Source organism: Rhodopseudomonas sp. RCAM05734 (genome assembly GCF_052658035.1).
The window spans coordinates 2538252-2561465 of sequence record NZ_CP199742.1 but is presented as its reverse complement, the minus strand read 5'-3'; the positions used below and the strand labels follow the sequence as shown (position 1 = coordinate 2561465).

The window sequence follows — 23214 nt, the reverse complement described above, 5'->3', positions numbered from 1 at the left end:
TCGCGGATGCAAGGTAGTCTTAATGCATTGCGAAAGTGTTAGCCTGGCGGCCACGTTGGCTACACGCGTTCGGTTTGGGTGATGGAAGCGCAAATGCGGGATGATCATATTGGGTGCCCATGCCTCATCGCCACGAACGAAATCCCGACGGCACGAAACCTTCAAATGAAAGTTCGTTACGGTCACCAAGGCGACATAGCATCGCTGCGGATTGCCGCGGTCCGGAACGCAGCGCGGTGACCAGGCTCATGATCGGCCTGCTCGTGGCACGACTATTGCCGTTTGAACGGGCTCGCTACCGGCAACGTCCTCCATCGCGAGAACTTGCCGTCGGCGTCAGATTCCGATGAATTGCGACGGGGTAGCTGCCGACTTTTCAATGATAAACCGCCGGCGCGACGCGATCGAACCGAGCTGACGTCCTATGCCGGCATCAGATATGCCCTTCATCTTCCTCGCCGTCGGGTATAGCCAATCCCGGGCGAGCCGGCACCGCCACATTCCCCCTGCATCACCATTCGACACATGGCTGCACTGGCGTGCAGCGCACCATGGTTATAGACTGCTCCCCAACTTGCTTTGGGGGATAGATGCGGATCAAAACGATTCTGGTCGCTGCGGCGGCGCTTGCGATCTCGTTCGTGGTGGCTTTGAAGGCGATGGACTACCTGTCGCCGCGCAGCGCAGGTCCCGCGCCCGTGCTGGTGCAACTGCCGCCTCTGCCGGCGGCGCCGCGCACCTCCAGCATCATCGCGCCGATCACCATTCCGCTCACCGCCATCCGCGACGCCGCCGATCGCGGCGCGCCGCGCAGCTTTGCCGGCAAGGCCGACAACCCGGTGCCGCAACTGCTGCAGAACGCCGACATCAACTGGACTGCGGCGCGCGGGCCGATCGCCGCCACCGGTGCTGCCGATACGCTGACGCTGTCGACTCCGTTGAACGGCAACCTCACCGTCACCGGCGCGCTGTCGTCGAATGTGAAGGATCAGCTCAGCAATGCGCTGGGCGGCCTGCTCGGCGGCAATGTCGCCAAGCAGATCGGCAGCATCAACATCAAGAACATCAATGCCAATGCCGAGATCCGCGGCAATGTGGTGGCGACCGCGAGGCCGCAGCTCACCGCCAACTGGCGCGTCGAGCCCAATCTCGCCGCACAGGTCAACCTCGGCGACACCAGCGTCTCGATGGCGGGCGCCAGGATCAGCGTCCCCGCTCAGGTCAAGCCGGTGATCGACAAGGCCGTCAACGAGCAGATGGCCGCGGTCCAGCAGCGGCTGCGCAACGATCCGGCCTTCGAGCAGAATGCGCGGCGCGAATGGGCCAAGATGTGCCGCTCGATCCCGCTGCAGGGCGCCGCAGCCTTGCAGGGCCTGTTCCTCGAACTAAAGCCAATCCGCGCCGTCGCCGCGCAGCCGCGCGTCGATGCCAGCAATGTGACGCTGACGCTCGGCGTCGAGGCCGAGACCCGCGTCACCTCGACCCAGACCAAGCCGGATTGCCCGTTCCCCGCGACGCTGAGCATCGTGCCGGCCGGCCCCGGCAAGCTCAACATCGCCGTGCCCGTGGACATGCCGTTCACCGAACTCAACAAGGTCATTGAAGCACAGTTCGCCGGCAAGACCTTCCCGGAGGACGGCTCCGGCTCGGTGGACGTTACCGTCAAGAAGGCGACGGTCGCGGCCTCCGGCGACCGGCTGCTGATCTCGCTGCTGGTCAATGCCAAGGAGAAGAAGAGCTGGTTCGGCCTCGGTGGCGAAGCCACCGTGCACATCTGGGGCAAGCCCGCGCTGGACCAGGCTGCGCAGACGCTGCGCCTGACCGATGTGGAACTAGCGGTGGAATCCGAGGCGGCATTCGGCCTGCTCGGCTCTGCAGCGCGCGCCGCGATGCCCTATCTGCAGCAGGCACTCGCCGAACGCGCCACCGTCGATCTCAAGCCGTTCGCCTCCAACGCGCAAAAGAAGATCGCCGCCGTGGTCGCCGACTTCCAGACCAACCAGGAAGGCATTCGCGTCGGCGCCGAGATTACCAGCCTGCGGCTGGCCGGCATTGCGTTCGATTCAAGGACACTGCGGGTGATTGCCGAAGCCGATGGCGTCATCAGTGTTGCGGTGACGGCGCTACCGGGTTTGTAAGGTCTGTTTCTTTCGGTCAATGCCAACACACGAAAGGGCGCGCCCGGTTGCCCGGACGCGCCTTCATGATCTCCTCAACCGCTCAGCGATTAGTTCGAATACTTGAACTCAGGCATCGCCTTCAGTTGATCCTTGGTGGCGTCGAGCACCGCGTGGTCCGGGTACCACGGATTCGGTTTGCTGGCGGTGGTCGCGGCGGGTGCCGCGCCGGTTGTCGTGGTGCTCGACGGGCGCGCACCGGTCATCCCGCTCGAACCCGCCGCACCGCCGCCCGCCGCAGAGGCCGTGACAACAGGCTCATTGACGAACTTGATCTTGTCAAAGGGCACCGCGACGAGATGCTCGCCCACGCCCAGGAAGCCACCGACGCCGACGACGACGGCCTTGATGTTGCCCTGCTTGTCCGTCAGCAGATCGTTGATCGAGCCGAGGCTCTCATTGCCGGAATTGTAGACGTTGAGGCCGACGACTTTCGACGCCCGCCAGTTGCCGGTATAGGTCGCATCCGACGCTGCCAGCGGGGCCGCGGGTGTCGCAGTCGCGGCGGGCGCAGTTGTCGTGGTTGCGGTCTGCGCGAAAGCAGCGCTGGCCAGCATTGCCGATCCCAGAAGACCAGCCGTCATATACTTGGAAAACATATGTTCCTCCTGTTGAAATTGTCAGGAAGAAACGCGGGGTGTCGCCCCCTGTTCCCGTCGAAGCTGCAATTTTGCGATGGAACCCGCATCATTATTCAGCAGGGCGATTGATACTTGCCAACCCATTAGCGGCGGTGATGGATACGCACCAGCAGCAGAGGCTTCCATCGCCGTAAAAACACAACATCATCCGTTCCCGTTCTGGGAAGGACAATGACCGAATGCATGTGTCGGCGCGGTGGTCCCATATCAGCTCTTGTAGTCGACCAGCAGGGCCGAGAACGACGCCGCAGTGCTGCCATTGCTCGCCGCGGTGCCGCTGGAGCTGTAGGAGGTGGACGCCGAGGCAGACAGCGATTGCTGCAGCGAGTCCAGCAACTGCTTCAGCAGGTCCGCGGGACTGGTCGTATTATCGGTCGATGAGGCGGCGGACGCATCGGTCGAAGAGCTACCGTCCGACGCAGGTTGGTCGCCCGCCCGGCCATGCGCGCCGGCGAAGGCGGCCTTGAACACATCCTTGAGTTCGTTGGCCTGATCGCTGGTCAACTTGCCGCTGGATACTTCGCCGGAGATCAGGTCGTCGATCTTCGATTTCAAATCGCCAGGGGCGGACTTGGCGCTGCCGGAGCCGCTTGACCTGTCAGCTTGCAGGGACGAGTCGATGTCAGTGAGCGCCGAGGACAAGGCGCTCTGGTCGGTGGTTGAGATCTTGCCCGAATTGACTTCCGTTTGTAGTTCCTGTTGCAGCTTCTGAAGCGGCGTAAGATAGTTGCTACTGGTCGAGGCGGCGGAGATGGATGTCATAGGAAGCTCCGTGACGTGGTGGGAGCCTCGACGTTAAGGTTAACGAACTTAACGAGGTGTTGTTTCCGCGGATTGAAATGTTGCATGCTGTTGCCAGTGCATCTTCGGAAATATTTCGAAACAAATATTTTGAGCGGCAACGTCGAAATCGGGACAGAACACTGCCATGAGCACACCCCCGAACATCCTTGTCGTCGAGGACGACCGCGAGACGCGCGCGCTGATCGCAAAGTACCTACGTACCAATTCCTGCAACGTCACCACCGCCGCCGACGGCCGTGAGATGGAAAAGATCATGGCCGACCGCCGGGTCGACCTCCTGATCCTCGACGTCATGCTGCCCGGCGAGGACGGGCTCAGCCTGTGCCGCAAGGTGCGTGCCCGCTCGCAACTGCCGATCATCATGCTGACCGCGCGCGGCGAGGACGTCGACAGGATCCTCGGCCTCGAAATGGGCGCCGACGACTACCTGCCGAAGCCGTTCAATCCGCGCGAACTGCTCGCCCGCATCAACGCTGTGCTGCGCCGCCAGGCTTCGGCGCTCAACGCCAGCGCGACGCCGACCGCGACGCCGCTCACCTTCGCCGGCTGGATCATCGACTTCCGGCTGCGCGAGTTGCGCGATCCCGCAGGTGCACGGGTCGCCATGACCTCGGCTGAGTTCGATCTGCTGCGCGCCTTCTGCGAACGGCCCGGCCGGGTGCTGTCGCGCGACAGCCTGCTCGACCTGACCCAGGGCCGCAACGCGGGCTCGTTCGAGCGTAGCATCGACGTGCTGGTCAGCCGTATCCGCCGCAAGATCGAGGTCGATCCTGCCGATGCGCTGCTGATCAAGACGGTGCGTTCCGGTGGCTACATGTTCACCCCGACGGTGGAAGCAGTCACGACGACCCCGATCAACTGACGATGATCTCGCGATCGAAGCTTTTCGACATCCTGAACCTCAGGCGCATCAGCGGGCAGATCACCGCTTTGGTGGTGATGTCGATCGTGGCGATCCACATCATGATCACGGTGATCTTCATGATGACGCGCCCAGAGCAAAATCAGCCGTTCGATCGCGGCCATGGCGGATTGGTCGCGCTGGTGCGGCTGCTCGGCGCCACCCCCGCAGCCGAGCGCACAACGCTCCTGGCCACGATGCGCGAGACATTCCCGGAATTCGACATCAAGACCCTGCCACTCGGCACCGCGATCGTAACCGACGATAGTCCCGAATATCCGCGACGCACGCTGCGCCGGATGTTCGGCAGCAACGGCCGGCTGTTCGTTATCGACAGCGAGGCGGGCCATCGGCTGGGCATCGTGCTTCCGGACGGCACGCTACTGTCGGTCAGCAGCGAGCCGGAACGGCATCAGCACCAGTTCTGGGGCAGCCCGTTGTTTCCCACCGTCCTGTTCGTCGTCGTCAGCCTGACCCTGCTCGGCCTGTGGGCGGCGCGCGCGCTCGCAGCACCTCTTTCTTCCTTCGCCAGAGCCGCCGAGGAATTCAGCATCAACGGCGGCGCCGAACCGTTGCCGGAGCGCGGCCCCGAGGAAATCCGCGCCGTCGCCCGCGCCTTCAATCGCATGCGCGACCGCATCACCGCGCTGATCGACGACCGCAAGGAGATGCTGGCGGCGATCAGCCACGACCTTCGCACACCGATCACCCGGCTCCGGCTTCGCGCGGAATTCATCGAGGACGATGGCCATCGCCGCAACATGCTGCGCGACCTCGACCAGATGCGATCGATGCTGGAATCCGTTCTCTCGGTTCTGAAGTACGACCGCAGGTTGGAGGCCATGACCCTCACCGATATCGCCTCGACGCTGCAACTGGTCGCCGACCAGTTCGCCGACATGGGCCAGGCCGTGGCCTATGTCGGCCCGCCCCACGCCATGGCGATGGCCCGGCCGGACGACCTGCACCGCGCCGTGACCAACCTGGTGGAGAATGCCGCGCGGTTCGGCACGACGACCAGGATCCGGTTGACCGTGTCGGACTCTGCAGCAACCATCGACGTCGAGGACGACGGCCCCGGCATTTCCGACGCCCTGAAGAGCGCCGTGCTGCAACCCTTCGTGCGTGGCGACCACGCCCGCAACATGGACGAGGCCTCCGGTTTCGGCCTCGGCCTGTCCATCGCGCGCACCATCTCCCAGGCTCATGGCGGCGAATTGAGTCTCCACGACTGCCAACCGCAAGGCCTGATCGTCCGCATCGTGCTTCCCGTGCGGATGCACAGCAAGGCGGCATAGCACGTTCTTACCTCTCCCTGCTTGCGGGAAAGGTAAGACGAGACCCACTCACTTCAGTTCTTCTCAGGCCGTACCAGCGGCTCGGCGCTGTGCACCGCGCCCGGCTTGCGCAAGTGGATGGTGGCGAGATCGTCGCTGTAGATCTTCTGCCAGCCGTCCATGTGGTCGAGCAACGTAGTTGCTGCACTTTGGGTCCGCAGCAAGGTCGCCTCGATGTCGTAGTCCCTGAGCAGGTGGAACAGGCTCTCCGGCTGCAACAGCCCGCTGGCATTGTTGTGGTCGATGAAGAATTTCTCGCCGAACAGTTCGGTACGGCCGTCGATGAAGGTCGGCACTCCCTGGGCGATCAGATAGCCGCCGAAATCGTAATCGTTGAACACGCGGGCGAGTTTCAGCTTCTTCAGCTCGGTCACCGCTGCCACCGGCGACTGGCGCGGGTCCGGCGAATAGCGATCGAGAGAGGCGGCCAACACGGTCGCGGCCAGCAGGCAGACGCCGAATGCGGCGTAGAATCCATACGGCCGCGGCGCGTCATCCGCCGCCGCGCTGGCGGCGCCGATCTGCGGGGCCAGCGGCGCCGCGACCAACAACGGCGCCAGCAGCGCGAAGATTTCCTGGTTGCGCGCGGCGCCGAGCGCCATGTGCAGCAGCCCGAGCAACATCACGACCCGCAACGGCGGCAGCGTGGCGCCGCGCAACAGCACGAGGCCGATCATGGTCAGCAGGCAGATTTCGAACAGGCCGAGGCTGCTGAAATCCACCGCGTGCCATTCGCCGATCAGTTTCAAGGCCTCGCCCAGGCCGAGGATTTTTCGCGCCGCCAGCAGCGCGTCCCAGCCATAGGGCGTGATGCAACTCGCGGCGACCGCGGCGATGGCGAACAGCGCCCAGCGCAGCATGAGCCCGCGGCGCGCACCACGCTCGGCATTCCACACGGCATCGAGTGCGATTGGGGCGATCAGCGCAAGGCCGAGGACAAAGCCGCCATGCAGGTTGGCCCACAGCGCCATCAGCGGCAGCAACGCGAAGGACGGCGCGCCGCGGCGGTCCGCAGCGGCAATCAATCCGGCGACCCAGGTCACCATCACCGGCATGGCCAGCACGTGCGGTCGCGCCAGCAGATGCGGCGCCGTCAACGTGATCGCCGCCGCGACGAAGATCAGCGCGGCGCTGTCGCTGAGGCGCCGCGTCAATTCGCGCGCCAGCAGCGCGAAGGTCAGCGCGATCGCGGCCGCGGCCAGTACCACCGGCCCGGCCCAGCCGGCGATCGACCACGCTTGCGCATAGAGCACCTGCGCCAGCCACTGGGTCGAGATCCACGGCTGGCCGTGCATGGTGAAGGAGAACGTGTCCACCTGCGGCACCGCGCGGTGCGCGACGATCCACTGGCCGAGGGTGATCTGCCACAGCGTATCGGGATCGCGCAGCAGCCGGTTGCCGGCATAGAGCAGCAGGCCGTAGAGGCCGACGCCGACCCACAGCGCCAGGCCGCCGCGCACAGTGCGGCGAAGCGCGACGGGATGGGTCATGGAAATGGTCATCGGCGGACCTGACACGAGCCGGAAATGGCGCCGGATGGAACCACGGTGCGGCTAATTGTTGGTAAATCCGAATGAAAACGGCAGCGAAGTTGCCACAGAAAGGCGTTATTCGGCCGTCAAACCGCCCCGCGGATGACGCCCCCCGGGCGCAAACGATTCGCTATGATCCAAGACCCTTTCGGAAGCTGCCTGATGAAATTCCTGACCTTGCTGGCGTTCGCCGGGATCACCGCCCTCTCGGCCCAACCTGCTCTGGCCCAGAAGGCCGCCTATGATGCGATGGTCGCCAGCCATGCCCAGGCCAATGGCGTTCCGGAGGCTCTGGTGCACCGGGTGATCGTGCGCGAGAGCAAGTACAACGCCTCGCTGATCGGTCGCGGCGGCACCATCGGCCTGATGCAGATCAAGCTCGCCACCGCGCGCGGCCTTGGCTACACCGGCACCGCGGAGGGACTGCGCGATCCCGCCACCAACCTGACCTATGCGGTGAAATATCTCGCCGGTGCGTTCCGCGCGGCGGGTGGCGACCTCAACCGCGCCGTCTCCTATTATGCCGGCGGCTACTACTATGCCGCCAAGCGGCAGCGCCATCATCGCGAGCCGATTGCCCTGCCGCCGCGGCTGGACGAGTTGACCAGCGCCAGCGCGCAGGTTGCGCCGAAGGAATAGAGCACTCGTCGAAATCTCCAAAGCCGTGGCGGTTCCCTGCCACGAAGCGACGCAATTCGCCCTGCCTACGTTGACACCCCGGCCCATGAGCTTACATTGGAGCCGTTCCGAGGGGAGCTCCGACGAGGAGCTGAGATACCGCAAGCTCGCATCTGCCGTTCCGGCAAATAGCGAGACCGCGGTGACCCTTTGAACCTGATCCGGGTCATGCCGGCGAAGGGACAGGGATGTTTCAGAGTTCGACTCCACAAGGGGGGCTTGCGCCCGCCGCACGTCATAACGATTCACCGGTTGCCGTGATCGGCGCAGGCATTGCCGGTGCCTGGCAGGCGCTCGCCTTCGCGCAGGCCGGCCATAACGTTACATTGTACGAGCGCGATACGCCGGAGATGACCCAGGCCACCAGCCACTGGGCCGGCGGCATGCTGGCGCCGTGGTGCGAGGCGGAGGTCGCGGAACCCGTGGTCACCCGGCTCGGCCTGCGCTCGCTCGACCTGTGGCGCGCGGAACTGCCGGAGACGCCGTTCAACGGCTCGCTGGTGGTGGCACATCCGCGCGACCGCAGCGATTTTGAGCGTTTTGCCACCATGACGTCGCACCATCGCAGGCTTGATGCCCAGGGGCTCACTGCACTCGAGCCATCGCTGGAGGGCCGCTTTCGCGAAGGCCTGTTCTTCCCCGATGAAGGCCACGTGGCGCCGCGCAGCGTGCTGCCGCAACTGCATGCGCGATTGAAGGCCGCGGGCGGCACGATCGCCTTCAACACCGCGGTCGATCCCGATGCGTTGGACGGCATCGTCATCGACTGCCGCGGCCTGTTCGCGCGCGACGCCCAGCCCGGCTTGCGCGGCGTCAAGGGCGAGATGATCATGATCGAGACCGACGAGGTTTCGCTGGCCCGCCCGGTGCGGCTGATGCATCCGCGCTGGCCGCTGTATGTGATCCCGCGCGGCAACAACCTGTTCATGCTCGGCGCCACCTCGCTGGAGAGCGAGGACCCCCGCGTCAGCGTGCGCTCGGCGCTGGAACTGCTGAGCGCCGCCTATGCCGTGCATCCGGCCTTCGCCGAAGCACGGATTCTCGAATTCGGCGCCGGCCTGCGCCCGGCCTTTCCCGACAATTTGCCGCGCATCGCCATCGACCAGCAGCACGGCGCGCGCCAGCGCATCGCCGTGAACGGCCTCTACCGCCACGGATTCCTGCTGGCGCCAGCGCTGGCCGAACTGACCTTGGCCTATGTGCAACGCGGCGTGATCGACAACGAGGTGATGCAATGCGCGTGATCGTCAACGGCGAACACCGGGACATCGAGGCTGATCATGTGGATGCGCTGCTGAAGGAGCTGGAGTACGAGGGCTCGCACTGCGCCATCGCGCTGAACTTCGACGTGGTGCCGCGCAGCCAGTGGGCCCGGACGCCGCTGAAGAACGGCGACGAGATCGAGATCATCACGCCGCGACAGGGAGGGTGAAGATGAACGATCAACATACGCAGCCGTCACACCACGCTCCGCTGTCATCGCCCGGCCGCGCGCACTTGCGCGCAAGGACCGGGCGACCCAGTACACGCCGGCTTCTCGATTCTAGCCGCGCCGTCCGTGTTTACTGGATCCCCGCTTTCGCGGGGATGACAATCGCGTGCGGGGCGACAGCGACTGCAGGATTCGCGGCATGAGCAAACCGATGCTGAACTTCTACGGCAAAACCTTTCCCTCCCGCCTGCTGATCGGCTCGGCGCTGTATCCGTCGCCGGCGATCATGCAGGATGCGATCCGCGCCTCGGGCGCCGGCATTGTCACGGTCTCGCTGCGCCGCGAATCCGCCGGCGGCAAGACCGGCGATGCGTTCTGGTCGCTGATCCGTGAGCTCGACGTCACCGTGCTGCCCAACACCGCCGGCTGCCGCAGCGTGCGCGAGGCGGTGACCACGGCCAAACTGGCGCGCGAACTGTTCGGCACGCCGTGGATCAAGCTCGAAGTGATCGCCGACAACGACACGCTGCAGCCCGACGTGGTCGGTCTCGTCGAGGCCGCGACGATCCTGATCAAGGACGGTTTTGAAGTCTTCCCCTATTGCACCGAGGATCTCAGCGTCGCGCTGCGGCTGGTGGACGCCGGCTGCAAGGTGGTGATGCCGTGGGCGGCGCCGATCGGCAGCGCACGCGGCATCATCAACCGCGACGCGCTGAAGCTGATGCGCGATCGGCTGCCGGATATCACTTTGGTGGTCGACGCCGGGCTCGGCGCCCCCAGCCACGCCGCCGAAGCGCTGGAACTCGGCTACGACGCCGTGCTGCTCAACACTGCGGTGGCAAAAGCCGCCGATCCCGTCGCCATGGCCAACGCCTTTCGCCTCGCCGTCGAGGCCGGCCGCACCGCTTTTGAGGCCGGGCTGATGGACGCCCGCGATTTCGCCTCTCCCTCCACTCCAGTCATCGGGACACCCTTCTGGCATGCCGTATCCTGACCGCTTCTATCCCGTGGTGGCGACGCTGGACTGGATCCGGCGGCTGACCGCGCTCGGCGTCGGCACCGTGCAGCTGCGCGCAAAAGACCTCGACGACGGCGCCGCACTGCAGATCGTCACCGACGCGCTGGAGATCACGAAGGGCACGGCGACAAAGCTCGTGGTCAACGACTACTGGCGCGCGGCGATCGTCGCAGGTGCCGAGCACCTGCATCTCGGCCAGGAGGATCTGGTCGAAGCCGATCTCGATGCAATCCGCGACGCCGGGCTGACGCTGGGCATCTCGACCCACGACGACGAGGAACTGGAGACCGCGCTGCGCGCCAAGCCCGACTACATCGCGCTGGGGCCGATCTTCCCCACCACGCTGAAATCCATGCGCTTCGCGCCGCAGGGCATCCCCAAGCTCACCACCTGGAAGGCGCGCATCGGCACCATCCCGCTGGTGGCCATCGGCGGCATCAAGCTGGAACAGGCCGCGGAGATCTACGCCGCCGGCGCCGATTCCATCGCCGTGGTCAGCGACGTCACGCAAAATGCCGATCCGGATGCGCGCGTGCGCGCGTGGCTTGGCGCAAGCGCGGAGGTGGCGTGATGGACAACGAACTCTGCAAAAGCCGTCATCCTGAGGAGCGCGCTCTGCGCGCGTCTCGAAGGACGACGGCGTGCCCCACGCATCCCTCGAGGCTCGCCGAAGACGGCGAGCACCTCCAGCCTGAACGCAATTACGTTCAGGCGGGGATGACGATCTCAATTTTTGCCTTCAAAAACAAAATCTAGCAGGAGGATTCCCATGAACATCCGCTCCAATCCCGACACCACCCTGCCCGCCGTCACCACCGGCCCGCTGCCGTCGTCACGAAAAGTCTATTCCATCCCGGAGAGCGCGCCGGACCTCCGCGTGCCGATCCGCGAGATCATCCTCAGCAAGGGCGCCGGCGAGCCGGACCTGCCGGTCTACGACACTTCGGGCCCCTACACCGATCCCAACGTCATCATCGACGTCAATGCCGGCCTGCCGCGTCCGCGCGCCGCCTGGGTCAAGGAGCGCGGCGGCGTCGAGGAATATGAAGGCCGCGACATCAAGCCGGAAGACAACGGCAATGTCGGCGCGGCGCACGCCGCAAAGTCCTTCACGGCCTATCACAAGCCCATGCGCGGCGTGGGCGACGCCATGATCACCCAGTATGAGTTCGCCCGCGCCGGCATCATCACCAAGGAGATGATCTACGTCGCCGAGCGCGAGAACCTCGGCCGCAAGGTGCAGCTGGAGCGCGCCGAGGCCGCCTTGGCCGACGGCGAAAGCTTTGGCGCCTCGGTGCCGGCCTTCGTCACGCCGGAATTCGTGCGCAGCGAGATCGCCCGCGGCCGCGCCATCATCCCCTGCAACATCAACCATGCCGAGCTCGAGCCGATGATCATCGGCCGCAACTTCCTGACAAAAATCAACGCCAATATCGGCAACTCCGCGGTAACCTCCTCGGTCGAGGAGGAAGTCGACAAGATGGTGTGGTCGATCCGCTGGGGCGCCGACACCGTGATGGACCTGTCCACCGGCCGCAACATCCACACGACGCGTGAATGGATTCTCCGCAATGCGCCGATCCCGATCGGCACCGTGCCGATCTACCAGGCGCTGGAGAAGTGCGACGGCGATCCGGTGAAGCTGACCTGGGAGCTGTACCGCGACACGCTGGTCGAACAGTGCGAACAGGGGGTCGATTACTTCACCATCCACGCCGGCGTTCGCCTGCCCTACATCCACCTCACCGCCAACCGCGTCACCGGCATCGTGTCGCGCGGCGGCTCGATCATGGCCAAGTGGTGCCTCGCGCATCACAAGGAAAGCTTCCTCTACACGCATTTCGAAGAAATCTGCGACCTGATGCGCAAGTACGACGTGTCGTTCTCGCTCGGCGACGGGTTGCGTCCCGGCTCGATCGCGGATGCCAACGACCGCGCCCAGTTCGCCGAGCTGGAGACTTTGGGCGAGCTGACAAAAATCGCATGGGCCAAGGGCTGCCAGGTGATGATCGAAGGCCCCGGCCATGTGCCGCTGCACAAGATCAAGATCAACATGGACAAGCAGCTCAAGGAATGCGGCGAGGCGCCGTTCTACACCTTGGGGCCACTGACCACCGACATCGCGCCGGGCTACGACCACATCACCTCTGGCATCGGTGCGGCCATGATCGGCTGGTTCGGCTGCGCCATGCTGTGCTACGTGACGCCGAAGGAGCATCTGGGTCTCCCCAACCGCGACGACGTGAAGGTGGGCGTCATCACCTACAAGATCGCGGCGCACGCCTCCGATCTCGGCAAGGGCCATCCCGCCGCCCAGGCTGCGCGACGACGCGCTCAGCCGCGCCCGCTTCGACTTCCGCTGGGAGGACCAGTTCAACCTCGGCCTCGACCCGGAAACCGCGCGCAGCTACCACGACGAGACGCTGCCCAAGGACGCCCACAAGGTCGCGCACTTCTGCTCCATGTGCGGCCCGAAGTTCTGCTCCATGAAGATCACCCAGGACGTCCGCGACTACGCGGCCACCCTCGGCGACAACGAGAAGGCGGCGCTGAACCTCGGCGGCGACGGCAAGCTTGTCAGCATGGGCATGACCATGTCGGGCGTGATCGAGGACGGCATGGCGACCATGAGCCAGAAGTTCAAGGACATGGGCGAGCAGGTCTATGTGCAGGCCGAAGCCGTGAAGGCGAGCAATCGGGAGCTGTAAAGCAACAAGCGTAGGGCGGGCTAGCCGAAGGCGTAACCCGCCCTACGATCGCAACACGATGCTACGTTTCACCGAACTGACCATCCGCATCGACGTCACCGGCCCATCGTGCGTCTGACAGTTCTTGCCGGTCGGCGGATGGCCGATTGCCTGCCCGCTCCACAAGGCCCAGGCTTCGTTGAACCGCCATCCCGGCTCGCGCGACAGATCGCCGGTGCGCGCCGGAAGGGTGCGCTTATCTCGCGGGGTTACGGCCATGGCTTTCCGACGGGCTGCTTTCATCGTTGCGTTAGCGGGCGTCATTGCAGGCGCTTCGGCCACAACCGCGCTGGCGCTGGGGGACGGGCCGGCGATCGCGAGCGACTGGGCCGACCTGGCGGCGCCGCGCGAAGAATGCTTCGCACGCGGCGAGGCGGCGATCCGGCACATGGATTTCGGCGAGATCGAGCGCACGAAATATTCCCGTTTCGCCAGCCGGGAGGACTACACGATCTCGGTGCGCTGCGAGCCGGAAAAGAGCATCGTACTGTTTCTCGCCGCCGGCAGCGACCGCCAGCGAGCCCATGCGCTGCAACTCAATCTGCAGCGAAACTACCTGATGGAGAAATAGCAAGCGTAGCCGCATGAGCGCAGCGATATGCGGGTTCCAGCGCGCTCCAGCCGCTTTGCAAATCTCCCCAGCGTTGATATCTCTTCCCCATCGCAAGGCTGAAAAGCTGCTGGAGATAGAATTTATGACGTCAATCCGCGCTTGTCTCGCCGGCGTGCTGTTCCTTGCGGCGTCGATCTGCAGCGATCGGGCTTCGGCGCAGACGCCTCCCGCCGTTGAGAAACTGAACGCCTATGTCGGCTGCATCAACCGGCTGTCGGCACGCGCGCAGGATTCGCGTGCGCGCTATTTCAGCTGGGTCGGCAAGAACGGGCCGACCGGCAAGGAGCCGGTCATCTATGGCACCTACACGATCTACGACACCGCGGATTGCCAGAAGAAGGTCGAGGCCGCCAACGCACTGGAGCCGCGCGATGCGGCGCTCGAAGCTGCCGCTTCAGCCTATGTGACGGCCGTGACCGCGCTGGGGCCCCTGCTCAAGGAAGCCGACGACTACTACACGCAGGAGAACTACAAGGACGACAAGATGGCCAAGGGCCGCGCGCTGCATCCGCGCCTGGTCGCGGCCTGGGACGCCTTTGCCGCTACCGACAGGAATCTGCGCAATGGCGTCGAAGCGATCAACGACAAGCGCAAGGCCGAGGAACTGGCGGCCATCGAGGCCAAGGAGGGCCGCAGCGCGCGCTACTACGTGGAGGCGCTGATGGTCGACGCCAAGCGCGTGCTGCGCGCGGAGGACACGGCAAGCCCGGACATCGCGGCAATCACCCAGGCGCTGGACGCCTATGAAACAACGGTCAAGGCTACCGAAGCGGCGGGCGCGGCCGGCGGCGCCAAAATCGGATCGATGTTCATCAGCAATGCCAAATCGTTCCTGACCACGGCCAAGCAACTGATGCGCCGGATCCGCGACAAGGTGCCGTACAGCTCCGGCGACAGGATGATGCTGAGCGGAGGCGGAGGCGGCAGCGGCTGGATGGTCCAGGGCTCGCCGCCGCGGCTGCTGCGCGACTACAACCAACTGGTTGACGCCTACAACAGCGATGCCAGGATGTAAGCGTGGCCCGGACGAGCGGAGCGATATCCGGGGCCGGCCGTGCAGATGGCCCGCACGTCGCTGCGCTCATGCGACCTAAAGGCTGGAGCTACGGCTTCTTTGCAAGCGGCTGCTTTTTGAACTGCTCCGTCACCCGCCGCACCGCTTCGTCGACCACCGCCTGGCGCTGCTCCAGTTCCTTCGCAGTCTCGGTAGCACGCTGCGTCGAGATGATTTCTCCTTCCTGGCAGTCAAAAATGACTCGGTCTGTTGCCGTAGCGTAGGCCGCAGCCGACGCATACGCAGAAGCGCCCGCGTAAATATCGGCGCCCCAGCGAAACGCCAGTGCGTAGGTCCATTCACGGCCAAACGCGACTTTCGGCGTTTCGGCCATCAACTCCTTTGCGCTCCAATGGTCGCACTCGAAGGCCGTCTGGCGTTGATCAAGCACAACCGGCAGCGCGCCGTGCAAGTCCGCAAACGGCGTCGCCGTGGATAGCCGCAGCGGAAGACCAACCTTGTCGATCGCTTCTTGCCAGGCAACCACTGACGCCAGACGCCGGTCTGACAGAACATAGATTTCCATCGACATTCATCGTCTACTTCGTGTCGTTGGCGCATCAACTTCTTGCTCAACTGACCGGAATGCAACTGGCCGGCGTCTCTGGCGCGAACGGCGCGTTGAACTGCAGTTTCATTTCGCCGCGCGCGCCATAGCTGTCATGCAGGGCGCGCAGCATGACGTCTGCGAGCGGGCGGAAATCCGCGGCGGCGTCGACGGCTCGATCACGCTTGAAATTGCCCGCGGAGTCATCAGTATCGAAGCCGAGCTTCGCCAAGGCCGCGACGGCCCGTGACGGCAGATCGAAGGTGCGCGTCCGGCCCTTCTTGGCGGCCCAGAACCCTGATGCCGCTTCGCAAAGAACGCGGCTTCCGGTGTCGTAAAAAATGCACTGAACATAGGCCTGCGCCTTGCCCGGGATACTGATGGCCAGGTAGCGATTAAGGGCTTCCCTGGGATCGCCCGCGGCGTAAATCTGCTCCAGCCGGCGCACCACATCGCAGCGATAGGCGGCCTGCAGGTCGGCAAAGCTGTCAGCGGCGCCGGCCGGTTCAACCAGCGCCAGAACGGCAGCCATCCATCGCGGCCACGTCGCCATCGCCAGGGCCTCCGTCGACACCTCTTGACAACTTGAACAAACAAAGAACATACTGTCAATCTCAGGTTGCGTTGAGTGATCCGGAGTTGGGCGATGTCATTTCGTCTGCTGGCGGTTGCTATTGTCGCGTGCGCGACATCACAAGCCTCGGCGCAGATGCCGGCCGGCAAGGCGCTGCGTGACGGCGTGATCTCGGTGCGCTCAAACGATGCCGCGATGGCGGCAGCCATGGCGCGGGCGGACCGCGAACTGGATGCCTCCCTCGGCATCGCCGCCGCGCCGCCGGCCGGCGCCCAACATTTTTCGGTCAAGGTCCGGCTGCCGGTGGGCAAGGAGTCCAATGAATATATCTGGATCCACCCTTTCACCCACGACAGCGGAAAGTTCGTCGGCAAGGTCGCCAACACGCCGCGCAATTTCACTTACCTCGCCCTCGGCGACCGGCTGGCCTTCGAGCGAAAGGACGTCGTCGACTGGTCGTATCGCAAGGGCGATCGGACGATCGGCAACTACACCGCCTGTGCGCTCGTGCACCGCGAACCGCCGCAGCAGCGCGACGCGTTCATGAAGCAATACGGACTCGACTGCCCCGATTGATCGCCGGCCGGATGAGATCACGATACCCTTGTGACCCGCATCTCGCTCCGCTCATGCGGGCTACACGCGCTAGACGTTCACCGCTTCCTTCACCCGCGCTCCCTGCGCGATGGTCGGCGGCGCCGCGTTCAGCGTTTCGATCGCAAACCCCGCGGCGGCCTTGTAGCCGGCCATGAAGGCCGCGCGTTCGGCGGGCGGGATCACGGTGTCGATATCATCGAAGGTGCCGCCGCAGCGCTCATCCACGAGGTTCAGGAGGCCGAACGGGCCGGCGCCGCGGTTGCGCAGGATCGGCTGCGAGATCGGGCCGCAGAGTTTTGCGTCATAGGCTTCGAGCGCAGCTTCGCTCATGCCATGCGCGACCATGGCGGCGCCCAATTCGCGGGCGTCGATGATGGCCTGGCTGGCGCCGTTGGAGCCGGTCGGATACATCGCATGCGCAGCGTCGCCGAGCAGCGCCACCGGGCCGTCGCGCCAGGTCGGTACCGGATCGCGGTCGATCATCGGATTCTCGAACGCGACGTCGGAGCCGCGGATCAGCGCGGGCACGTCGAGCCAGCCCCACACCCAGCCGTCGAAATGATGCACGAAGTCGTCGATCGCCACCTGCCGGAACCAGCCCTGCTGCTTCCAGCCCTCGGCATTGTCCATGGTCACCTCGGCGATCCAGTTGATCATCGACAGCCCGCTCACGGCATCCGGCTGCGAGATCGGATAGATCACCACGCGCTGGCGATGGGTGCCGAGCCCAATGAACGACGCGCCGGTGCGGGTCGGCTTCGCCCAGGTGGTGCCGCGCCACATCAGCGCGCCGCCCCAGTGGATCGGCGGCTGTGCTGGATGCATCTGCGCGCGAACCGCGGAGTGGATGCCGTCGGCGCCGATCAGCAGCGCACCGGAATCCTGCGACGTGGTGCCGTCGGCATAAGCGATATCGGCGGTGACGCCATCGGCGGTTTTGGCGTAGCCGGTGACCCGGCTGCCGAGCCGCATCGCGTCCGCGCCGAGCCGCTTCACCACCTCGTCATGCAGCAGCATGTGCAGGCGGCCGCGATGCACGGCATATTGCGGCCAGCGGTAGCCCGCCGCCTTGCCGCGCGGCTCGGAATAGATGTCGTTGCCGTTGAGGCCGACCAGCGCCCATTCCTTTGCCGGCAGGCCGACGCGGTCGAGATCGGCCTCGGTGATCCCCAAGTCGCCGAGTTCGCGCACCGCGTTGGGCTGCAGGTTGATGCCGACGCCGAGCGGGCGCATCTCGCGGCTCGCCTCATAGACCACGCAGGGCACGCCGATCTGATGCAGCGTCAGGGCCGTCACCAGCCCGCCGATGCCGCCACCGGCGATGATGACCTTGCCGCTCATGAGACGCTCCCCCGCTCCGGATGACCCGGTTGCGCCCTCCTCTAGCCAGCAACGGCAAGCGAGGCAAGCCGGCGCCGGCAGCGCGGCGATGGCTCCGGGCCGGGAGCCTTTTTTCGCCCGGCCATAACGCGAGTGGGCCAATACCGCTGCCGGACTGGCCGGCAGCCCTATCGGCTCAGCGCATCCTCATCCAGCACCCATCTGCTGCCCCGCAGCCGGCCTTCGGACGTCATCTCGACATCGACCTGATGCGCTTTCGGCCGATGGCCGCGTATCCTGACCTCGAGCGTAGCGAGAAACTGCCAGGCGTCGCGACGTTTCAGCAGGCTGTCCTGATACAACACGAGCGCCGCAGCATCGCCGGTGTGCTTCAGCACCTGCCAGTGCGCGAGCCGGGACGCGTCCTGAAACCAGATCGAATCCGCTTTCACCTGCATGGTCGCGCCCCGACGGAGGGGGCCGGCCGCCGATGCGCCGGTGAACGCCACCAGCATGAGCAGGGCAAGAAACATTCTCATGCGTCGCCGTTTCTTCAATTGGTCTGAGCCATCATCGCCAGCGCGGCGTGCACGCTTCTGTCTGCCCCGGACAATGAAGGTTCAACGAACTGCGCGGCATCGAGGCAGGCGTCCGCCCGATATCGCTTCGCTCATCGGAGCGATCGTCTATACTTCGCGTCGGAGTTATTTTCGACAAGGACCACCCATGCCCATCCGGCACTTCGCCCCGCCACCCGGTATCGCTGCCCCGCCGCTCTCTTATGCAACGCGGGTCGGCGACCTGCTGTTCGTGTCGGGCATTCCCGGCTTCGACGCGGCCGGCGCGCTGTCGGAGGATTTCGCCACGCAGTTCGGCTTTGTCGTCGCCACCATCCGGCGTGTGCTGGCCGAGGCCGGCACCGACACGCGCCGCCTCGTCAAGGTCAACGTGCTGCTGACGCGCGCGCCGGATGTGGCGGTCATGAACCGGCTCTATGCCGAAGCGTTCGGGCCGCCGCCTTTTCCCGCGCGCACCACCTGCGTGGTGCAGGCGCTGCCCGATCCGCGCATGCTGATCGAGATCGAATGCGTGGCGTCGCTGCTGGAGCTGTGACTGCGCAAGGCTGCGTTGCGTGCTTGCGCGCATTTTGAACCGGGCCTTACTCTCTCGCGACTGAACTCCTGTCGGGTCCACCCGACGTGCCGCCAATTCCGGCGGAGTCGATTGAACCTTTTTTCCAGGAGACATTCCGATGCGAAAGCTATCCGCCCTGTGCGCCGCTGCCGGCCTTGCCGTCACTGCGCTTGCCGCCACCAGCCCCGCCAACGCCGCGTTTCATCTGATCCGCTGGCAGGACACCGGCTTCTGCCAGATCTGGGACCAGAGCATCCCGACCGCGCCATTCCCGTCGAACTACACCGTCATCGTCAAGTCGGTGACGCCGACCTTCCTCGATGCGCTGAGCATGAAGGACGGCCTGATGCGCAGCGGGACCTGCGCGTTCTGAATACGCCCGGCTTCGTATCCGCGGCAGGTGGGCGTGAGCGCACCTGCCGTTTCGTTGCGTCCTCTGCGGTCGCCCTGAATCGGTCGCAATAAGGCAACGCCTCCAGCGCCGCGTACCGGCTTAACCTTTCGTTAACCAATCGCGCCCACCTTGTCGCAACGGCTGGGGGTCGTTGGTCTCGATGTAGTGCTCCGCGCTTCGGAGCATGCGTTGATCGGGAGGTGTCGATGCCCCAGGAGTCATTTTTTCCCGTGCCGGCACTGCCGCCGCAGGAGCAGCCGCGCAACGAGCTGCTGTCGCACGATACCGCTCTCGCCGCGCATGCCGATCCCGCGGAGATCGTTCCCTATCTCATTGGCTCGACCGTTGAAGCGATCGAGCGCGAGCTGGTGCTGCAGACGCTGACGCGCTGCGACGGCAACCGCACCCGCGCCGCGCGCGTGCTCGGCGTGTCCGTGCGCACGCTGCGCAACAAGATCCGGCAATATGCCGCCGAGGGCCTCGAGGTCACCGCGCATGGCTAGCGCGCATCCGGAATTCTTTTGCTGACCAACTACGGCGCGGGCGGCTTGATCGCATCCGCGACCGTCGCGCCGACAAAATCGGCGGCGCGACGGAACGCGGTGTCGGTGTCGCCGCGGAAGGTGACGGTGCGGCGCATGACCAGTTGCTCGCGCTCGACGTCGAACAACTGGACCTCGCCCCATTGCACCAGCGTGCTCATCTTGCGGATTCCGCCATAGACGAGATAGCGCGCACCGTCGCGGCGCGCCGCGGCAACGAGATCGGCGGGCGCCATGCTGATCGCGGTGCAGGCCGGCTGCGGGCAAGACGGACGCACCACGCGGTAGTCGTGCTGCGCAACGTTTTCGCGCAGCAGCGTAGCGAACATCGTCATGCGGGAGCGGTGCTCCGAGGTCTGGTCCGTCACCTCGCCGGACGTATCGCTGTAGTCGAAATCGGCGACGGCGACGGCCGTACTGGCGGCTGAACCGCGCGCCGGCGACAGCAACAGCGCGACGACGGCGCCCATCAATAATGGCTTCCCGACCTTGCGCATCGTCACCTTCAGTCCTGCCGCGTCCGGCGAACCGGCACGCCCGCTTGCCGTTACCTTACATCCGCGCCGCCCGGCCCGCCAGGCTGCGCCCGCCCGGCCGCAAGGTCACGTAGCAGCCCACCTGGAAGCCGAGCTGGAAGCCGCCGGTGGCCGGCGTGAACAGATATTCCTGGCACATGGTCGGCGTGCGCTGCACCGCATAGTCATAGACCAGCTGTCCGGTGTTGAGGGTCTTGTAGACGGTGACATGGCCGACGCGCGCATTCGGCATGTTGTAGTTCGCCTTCACGCGCTCGAAGCCCTCCTGCAGGTCGTAGAAGATCTCGTGGTTGGAAAATTGCGCGACGCCGATCCAGCCGGGCAGCGGGATCTGCCCCTTGTTCTGCAACTGGCCGTTGAAGTTCACCTTCAGCCGCCCGGGTCCGTTGATCAGGAAGAAATCGTCGAAGGCATTCACGTCGGCCAAGGCGATCCGCTGCGAGCTTTGCGCCGTCAGGTTCAGCAGCAGCGGGCTCTGCGCCAGCGGATCGAGAAAGGCGGTGTTGAACAAGAAGGTCAGCGACTGCGCGCGCGCCGGAGCGACAGCCAGTACACAGGCCATCAGGCCAAGCAGCAATGCCTTGCGCATCAAATCCTCCCGGGGTTGGTTGGGTCATCGGCAATCCGCTGGATGATTGGCGAATTTCACAAATATACAACCTTAGGTGATATTTTGGTTGTGTGCGTCACCCATGCGTTGCTGTCCACAGCGCGCTGGTGCCGGTGCGTCGCGCGGATGCGACGGTCCTGATTTGAAGCCGTCATCCCCCTGCTGTTAAAACCCGCGAACAGAATCATTGGAGAGCACAGTGGCCAAGCAATCGACTATCCCGCAGGGACCGCAGGGTCCGCGCGGTCCGGCGGGCGAACCGGGCATTCCCGGCCCGCAGGGTCACCCCGGCAAGCCAGGCATCGAAGGCCCGCAGGGCAAGCAGGGCATCCCCGGCCCGGCCGGCGTCCGCGGCGAACCGGGCCCGCAGGGCAAGCCCGGTCCGGCAGGAGCGGCTGGACCGGCAGGCAAACCCGGCCCGGCCGGCCCCCGCGGCGAACCCGGCCCGCAAGGCAAGCCTGGCATCGAAGGACCGGCAGGACCGCGCGGCGAACCGGGATCGCCCGGAGCATTGCCGTCGATCGAGCAGGTGATGCCCTGGCTGCATTTGATCTTCGACGCGTGGGAAGACCATCGCAAGCTGCGCGAGCGCGAGGCGAAGGAGCGCGAGGAGGCCGAGCAGCGCCTGCGGCCGGACATCGCCGAACGCGCCGCCGCCATGGTCGAGGACGATGCCGCGGCCGAGGACGCGGATGAGTCCGACGATGAGAAGAAGAAGAAAAAGCAGCGCAAGCACCGGAAGTAACAACGGCCGGGCGTGGGCGATGCAGCATCGCCCACGCCCACGCCAAAGGGGCTCGGCCCCTGACATCGCGCGTGATAGGATCCCGGCAAGCGGCGAGCAAGCGACCGCATCGGGAGGAATCACAATGCCGACATTCACGACCACATTGCTGCGCGCTGCGCTGTGCGCCGGCGGCGTCCTGCTCTCCTTCGCGGCTGCGGCCGCCGACTATCCCGCGCCCAAGCAAGGCGACTGGATCGCCAGGAATTTCAAATTCCACACCGGCGAGGTGATGCCGGAGCTGAAACTGCACTACACCACCGTGGGCGAGCCGACCGGACAGCCGGTGCTGGTGCTGCATGGCACTGGCGGCTCCGCGGCGAGCATGCTGACGCCGGGCTGGGCCGGCGAGTTGTTCGGGCCCGGCCAGCCGCTCGATGCCAGCAAGTATTTCATCATCATCCCTGACGCGATTGGCCACGGCAAATCGACAAAGCCGTCGGACGGGATGAAAACCGCGTTTCCGAAGTACAATTACGACGACATGGTCGCGGCGCAGCACCTTGTGGTGAAGGATGCGCTGGGCATCAAGCACCTGCGGCTGGTGATCGGCAATTCGATGGGCGGCATGCATGCCTGGATCTGGGGCGTCAGCCATCCCGGCGAGATCGACGCGCTGGTGCCGATGGCGGCGCAGCCCACCGAGATGGCGTCGCGCAACTGGATGATGCGGCGCATGATGATCGAGACCATCAAGGCCGACCCCGACTACAAGGGCGGCAACTACACAGCGCAGCCGGGCATGATGAAATATGCCAGCGTGATGTTCGGTATCGCCACCGCTGGCGGCACTCTGGCTTACCAGATGCTGGCACCGACCGGCGCCGCCGCCGACAAGAATGTGGACGACCGGCTCAGGGCGCCGTTCATCGCCGACGCCAACGACTTCATCTATCAGTGGGAGTCGTCGCACGACTACAATCCGTCAGCCAGGCTTGAGAAGATCGACGCCACCGTCCTGGCGATCAATGCTGCCGACGACGAACGCAACCCGCCGGAGACCGGGCTGATGGATGCCGCGTTGAAGCGCATCAAGAATGCAAAGCTGCTGCTGATCCCTGCCAGCAATGACAGCCGCGGCCATCTCACGACCGGCTCTGCGAACTTCTACAAGCAGCAGCTTCAAGAGCTGCTGCAGACCGCGCCGCAGAAGACGATGTAGCCCTCCGGCCGCCCGCCGGCAGCTTCCGCGCGACCGGCAGCAAACGTCAGCCGGTCGCGACGACTTCCCTGCGGCCGCAA

27 protein-coding genes, 1 pseudogene and 1 riboswitch are annotated in these 23214 nt (G+C 65.2%); of the genes and pseudogenes, 18 read left to right on the top strand and 10 right to left on the bottom strand.

The features are described from left to right. Positions 1-590: 590 nt before the first annotated feature. Positions 591-2138: a DUF4403 family protein gene (locus ACUXVA_RS12100; protein ID WP_265080093.1), complete on the top strand. Its 1548-nt coding sequence runs from the start codon at positions 591-593 to the stop codon at positions 2136-2138. A gap of 89 nt (positions 2139-2227) precedes the next feature. Here the strand turns inward: ACUXVA_RS12100 and ACUXVA_RS12095 are convergent, their stop codons facing one another. Beyond that, positions 2228-2776: a PRC-barrel domain-containing protein gene (locus ACUXVA_RS12095; RefSeq protein WP_445492334.1), complete on the bottom strand. Its 549-nt coding sequence runs from the start codon at positions 2774-2776 to the stop codon at positions 2228-2230. 249 nt (positions 2777-3025) lie between these two features. Beyond that, positions 3026-3580, bottom strand: a complete 555-nt coding sequence (locus tag ACUXVA_RS12090) for a hypothetical protein (protein ID WP_265080095.1) — start codon at positions 3578-3580, stop codon at positions 3026-3028. Between the two features lie 166 nt (positions 3581-3746). Here ACUXVA_RS12090 and ACUXVA_RS12085 point away from each other — a divergent pair, with 166 nt between their 5' ends. Beyond that, positions 3747-4484, top strand: a complete 738-nt coding sequence (locus ACUXVA_RS12085; protein WP_265080096.1) for a response regulator — start codon at positions 3747-3749, stop codon at positions 4482-4484. 2 nt (positions 4485-4486) lie between these two features. After that, a complete protein-coding gene (locus ACUXVA_RS12080) occupies positions 4487-5821 on the top strand; it encodes an ATP-binding protein (protein WP_265080097.1) in 1335 nt (444 codons plus the stop codon). 53 nt (positions 5822-5874) lie between these two features. Here the strand turns inward: ACUXVA_RS12080 and ACUXVA_RS12075 are convergent, their stop codons facing one another. Further along, complete coding sequence (locus tag ACUXVA_RS12075; protein ID WP_265080098.1) at positions 5875-7362, bottom strand: hypothetical protein; 1488 nt, start codon at positions 7360-7362, stop codon at positions 5875-5877. A 192-nt stretch (positions 7363-7554) separates the two neighbouring features. Here ACUXVA_RS12075 and ACUXVA_RS12070 point away from each other — a divergent pair, with 192 nt between their 5' ends. The 7 genes and pseudogenes from ACUXVA_RS12070 to thiC all read left to right on the top strand — a co-directional run bounded on the left by ACUXVA_RS12070 (position 7555) and on the right by thiC (position 13228). Then, complete coding sequence (locus ACUXVA_RS12070) at positions 7555-8031, top strand: lytic transglycosylase domain-containing protein (RefSeq protein ID WP_265080099.1); 477 nt, start codon at positions 7555-7557, stop codon at positions 8029-8031. A 100-nt stretch (positions 8032-8131) separates the two neighbouring features. Further along, positions 8132-8271, top strand: a riboswitch (TPP riboswitch). Then, the gene (locus ACUXVA_RS12065) at positions 8259-9314 is read left to right on the top strand and encodes an FAD-dependent oxidoreductase (RefSeq protein ID WP_445492330.1); all 1056 of its coding nucleotides are present in this window, start codon (positions 8259-8261) and stop codon (positions 9312-9314) included. Its footprint overlaps the riboswitch before it by 13 nt. Next, complete coding sequence (gene thiS / locus ACUXVA_RS12060; protein WP_445492328.1) at positions 9305-9502, top strand: sulfur carrier protein ThiS; 198 nt, start codon at positions 9305-9307, stop codon at positions 9500-9502. The genes ACUXVA_RS12065 and thiS overlap by 10 nt, the downstream gene beginning before the upstream one ends. 211 nt (positions 9503-9713) lie before the next feature. Further along, positions 9714-10496, top strand: a complete 783-nt coding sequence (locus ACUXVA_RS12055; protein ID WP_265083824.1) for a thiazole synthase — start codon at positions 9714-9716, stop codon at positions 10494-10496. After that, the gene (locus ACUXVA_RS12050) at positions 10483-11091 is read left to right on the top strand and encodes a thiamine phosphate synthase (protein WP_265080101.1); all 609 of its coding nucleotides are present in this window, start codon (positions 10483-10485) and stop codon (positions 11089-11091) included. Before ACUXVA_RS12055 ends, ACUXVA_RS12050 begins: the two co-directional genes overlap by 14 nt. Beyond that, positions 11091-11276, top strand: a complete 186-nt coding sequence (locus ACUXVA_RS12045) for a hypothetical protein (protein ID WP_265080102.1) — start codon at positions 11091-11093, stop codon at positions 11274-11276. The genes ACUXVA_RS12050 and ACUXVA_RS12045 overlap by 1 nt, the downstream gene beginning before the upstream one ends. Before the next feature lie 13 nt (positions 11277-11289). After that, positions 11290-13228: pseudogene (gene thiC, locus ACUXVA_RS12040) on the top strand (phosphomethylpyrimidine synthase ThiC). A gap of 42 nt (positions 13229-13270) precedes the next feature. Here thiC and ACUXVA_RS12035 read toward each other — a convergent pair. Beyond that, positions 13271-13486 carry a hypothetical protein gene (locus tag ACUXVA_RS12035; RefSeq protein ID WP_445492326.1) on the bottom strand — a complete coding sequence of 72 codons (216 nt, stop codon included), beginning with the start codon at positions 13484-13486 and terminating at the stop codon, positions 13271-13273. Between ACUXVA_RS12035 and ACUXVA_RS12030 the strand changes: the two genes are divergently transcribed. After that, on the top strand, positions 13485-13838 hold the full coding sequence (locus ACUXVA_RS12030) for a hypothetical protein (RefSeq protein ID WP_445492324.1): 354 nt from the start codon (positions 13485-13487) through the stop codon (positions 13836-13838). The genes ACUXVA_RS12035 and ACUXVA_RS12030 overlap by 2 nt on opposite strands. A gap of 124 nt (positions 13839-13962) precedes the next feature. After that, entirely contained in the window at positions 13963-14895 is a 933-nt protein-coding gene (locus ACUXVA_RS12025) for a YiiG family protein (RefSeq protein ID WP_265080105.1), read from the top strand. A gap of 88 nt (positions 14896-14983) precedes the next feature. On the opposite strand, the gene ACUXVA_RS12020 is transcribed toward ACUXVA_RS12025, so the two are convergent. Both ACUXVA_RS12020 and ACUXVA_RS12015 read right to left on the bottom strand, forming a co-directional pair. After that, on the bottom strand, positions 14984-15460 hold the full coding sequence (locus ACUXVA_RS12020; protein ID WP_265080106.1) for a hypothetical protein: 477 nt from the start codon (positions 15458-15460) through the stop codon (positions 14984-14986). A 46-nt stretch (positions 15461-15506) separates the two neighbouring features. After that, positions 15507-16034, bottom strand: a complete 528-nt coding sequence (locus ACUXVA_RS12015) for a TY-Chap domain-containing protein (protein WP_445492321.1) — start codon at positions 16032-16034, stop codon at positions 15507-15509. Positions 16035-16127: 93 nt separating this feature from the next. On the opposite strand from ACUXVA_RS12015, the gene ACUXVA_RS12010 reads away from it, so the two are divergent. Next, entirely contained in the window at positions 16128-16631 is a 504-nt protein-coding gene (locus tag ACUXVA_RS12010; protein WP_445492319.1) for a DUF2314 domain-containing protein, read from the top strand. A gap of 69 nt (positions 16632-16700) precedes the next feature. Here the strand turns inward: ACUXVA_RS12010 and ACUXVA_RS12005 are convergent, their stop codons facing one another. Further along, the gene (locus ACUXVA_RS12005) at positions 16701-17993 is read right to left on the bottom strand and encodes a flavin-dependent oxidoreductase (protein ID WP_445492317.1); all 1293 of its coding nucleotides are present in this window, start codon (positions 17991-17993) and stop codon (positions 16701-16703) included. Positions 17994-18160: 167 nt separating this feature from the next. Continuing rightward, positions 18161-18505: a hypothetical protein gene (locus ACUXVA_RS12000; RefSeq protein WP_445492315.1), complete on the bottom strand. Its 345-nt coding sequence runs from the start codon at positions 18503-18505 to the stop codon at positions 18161-18163. A gap of 193 nt (positions 18506-18698) precedes the next feature. Between ACUXVA_RS12000 and ACUXVA_RS11995 the strand changes: the two genes are divergently transcribed. From ACUXVA_RS11995 to ACUXVA_RS11985, 3 genes are all read left to right on the top strand, one after another. Further along, positions 18699-19085, top strand: a complete 387-nt coding sequence (locus ACUXVA_RS11995; RefSeq protein WP_445492313.1) for a RidA family protein — start codon at positions 18699-18701, stop codon at positions 19083-19085. A gap of 139 nt (positions 19086-19224) precedes the next feature. After that, positions 19225-19479: a hypothetical protein gene (locus tag ACUXVA_RS11990; protein WP_265080112.1), complete on the top strand. Its 255-nt coding sequence runs from the start codon at positions 19225-19227 to the stop codon at positions 19477-19479. 227 nt (positions 19480-19706) lie between these two features. Then, positions 19707-20003, top strand: coding sequence for a helix-turn-helix domain-containing protein (locus ACUXVA_RS11985; protein ID WP_445492311.1), 297 nt, complete (start codon positions 19707-19709; stop codon positions 20001-20003). 29 nt (positions 20004-20032) lie between these two features. Here ACUXVA_RS11985 and ACUXVA_RS11980 read toward each other — a convergent pair whose 3' ends face one another. Beyond that, positions 20033-20539, bottom strand: a complete 507-nt coding sequence (locus tag ACUXVA_RS11980; RefSeq protein WP_265080113.1) for a DUF3280 domain-containing protein — start codon at positions 20537-20539, stop codon at positions 20033-20035. A gap of 55 nt (positions 20540-20594) precedes the next feature. After that, positions 20595-21167 (bottom strand): hypothetical protein, encoded by a 573-nt coding sequence (locus ACUXVA_RS11975; protein WP_265080114.1) that lies wholly within the window; start codon positions 21165-21167, stop codon positions 20595-20597. A gap of 220 nt (positions 21168-21387) precedes the next feature. Here ACUXVA_RS11975 and ACUXVA_RS11970 point away from each other — a divergent pair, with 220 nt between their 5' ends. Together ACUXVA_RS11970 and ACUXVA_RS11965 are read left to right on the top strand one after the other, a co-directional pair. Beyond that, complete coding sequence (locus tag ACUXVA_RS11970; protein ID WP_445492308.1) at positions 21388-21933, top strand: collagen-like protein; 546 nt, start codon at positions 21388-21390, stop codon at positions 21931-21933. Between the two features lie 124 nt (positions 21934-22057). Next, complete coding sequence (locus tag ACUXVA_RS11965) at positions 22058-23134, top strand: alpha/beta fold hydrolase (protein WP_265080116.1); 1077 nt, start codon at positions 22058-22060, stop codon at positions 23132-23134. The last annotated feature ends 80 nt before the right edge of the window (positions 23135-23214 follow it).

Bases quoted from the DNA above. Each gene is read 5' to 3' on its own strand.
- ACUXVA_RS11990 (WP_265080112.1), top strand. From the start codon at position 19,225: ATGCGAAAGCTATCCGCCCTGTGCGCCGCTGCCGGCCTTGCCGTCACT.
- ACUXVA_RS12010 (WP_445492319.1), top strand. From the start codon at position 16,128: ATGTCATTTCGTCTGCTGGCGGTTGCTATTGTCGCGTGCGCGACATCA.
- thiS (WP_445492328.1), top strand. From the start codon at position 9,305: ATGCGCGTGATCGTCAACGGCGAACACCGGGACATCGAGGCTGATCAT.
- ACUXVA_RS12030 (WP_445492324.1), top strand. From the start codon at position 13,485: ATGGCTTTCCGACGGGCTGCTTTCATCGTTGCGTTAGCGGGCGTCATT.
- ACUXVA_RS12085 (WP_265080096.1), top strand. From the start codon at position 3,747: ATGAGCACACCCCCGAACATCCTTGTCGTCGAGGACGACCGCGAGACG.
- ACUXVA_RS12080 (WP_265080097.1), top strand. From the start codon at position 4,487: ATGATCTCGCGATCGAAGCTTTTCGACATCCTGAACCTCAGGCGCATC.
- ACUXVA_RS12035 (WP_445492326.1), bottom strand. From the start codon at position 13,486: ATGGCCGTAACCCCGCGAGATAAGCGCACCCTTCCGGCGCGCACCGGC.
- ACUXVA_RS12005 (WP_445492317.1), bottom strand. From the start codon at position 17,993: ATGAGCGGCAAGGTCATCATCGCCGGTGGCGGCATCGGCGGGCTGGTG.
- ACUXVA_RS11985 (WP_445492311.1), top strand. From the start codon at position 19,707: ATGCCCCAGGAGTCATTTTTTCCCGTGCCGGCACTGCCGCCGCAGGAG.
- ACUXVA_RS11980 (WP_265080113.1), bottom strand. From the start codon at position 20,539: ATGCGCAAGGTCGGGAAGCCATTATTGATGGGCGCCGTCGTCGCGCTG.
- ACUXVA_RS12025 (WP_265080105.1), top strand. From the start codon at position 13,963: ATGACGTCAATCCGCGCTTGTCTCGCCGGCGTGCTGTTCCTTGCGGCG.
- ACUXVA_RS12075 (WP_265080098.1), bottom strand. From the start codon at position 7,362: ATGACCATTTCCATGACCCATCCCGTCGCGCTTCGCCGCACTGTGCGC.
- ACUXVA_RS11965 (WP_265080116.1), top strand. From the start codon at position 22,058: ATGCCGACATTCACGACCACATTGCTGCGCGCTGCGCTGTGCGCCGGC.
- ACUXVA_RS12070 (WP_265080099.1), top strand. From the start codon at position 7,555: ATGAAATTCCTGACCTTGCTGGCGTTCGCCGGGATCACCGCCCTCTCG.
- ACUXVA_RS12000 (WP_445492315.1), bottom strand. From the start codon at position 18,505: ATGTTTCTTGCCCTGCTCATGCTGGTGGCGTTCACCGGCGCATCGGCG.
- ACUXVA_RS12055 (WP_265083824.1), top strand. From the start codon at position 9,714: ATGCTGAACTTCTACGGCAAAACCTTTCCCTCCCGCCTGCTGATCGGC.
- ACUXVA_RS12045 (WP_265080102.1), top strand. From the start codon at position 11,091: ATGGACAACGAACTCTGCAAAAGCCGTCATCCTGAGGAGCGCGCTCTG.
- ACUXVA_RS11995 (WP_445492313.1), top strand. From the start codon at position 18,699: ATGCCCATCCGGCACTTCGCCCCGCCACCCGGTATCGCTGCCCCGCCG.
- ACUXVA_RS12020 (WP_265080106.1), bottom strand. From the start codon at position 15,460: ATGGAAATCTATGTTCTGTCAGACCGGCGTCTGGCGTCAGTGGTTGCC.
- ACUXVA_RS12015 (WP_445492321.1), bottom strand. From the start codon at position 16,034: ATGGCGACGTGGCCGCGATGGATGGCTGCCGTTCTGGCGCTGGTTGAA.
- ACUXVA_RS12065 (WP_445492330.1), top strand. From the start codon at position 8,259: ATGTTTCAGAGTTCGACTCCACAAGGGGGGCTTGCGCCCGCCGCACGT.
- ACUXVA_RS12095 (WP_445492334.1), bottom strand. From the start codon at position 2,776: ATGTTTTCCAAGTATATGACGGCTGGTCTTCTGGGATCGGCAATGCTG.
- ACUXVA_RS11975 (WP_265080114.1), bottom strand. From the start codon at position 21,167: ATGCGCAAGGCATTGCTGCTTGGCCTGATGGCCTGTGTACTGGCTGTC.
- ACUXVA_RS12050 (WP_265080101.1), top strand. From the start codon at position 10,483: ATGCCGTATCCTGACCGCTTCTATCCCGTGGTGGCGACGCTGGACTGG.
- ACUXVA_RS12100 (WP_265080093.1), top strand. From the start codon at position 591: ATGCGGATCAAAACGATTCTGGTCGCTGCGGCGGCGCTTGCGATCTCG.
- ACUXVA_RS12090 (WP_265080095.1), bottom strand. From the start codon at position 3,580: ATGACATCCATCTCCGCCGCCTCGACCAGTAGCAACTATCTTACGCCG.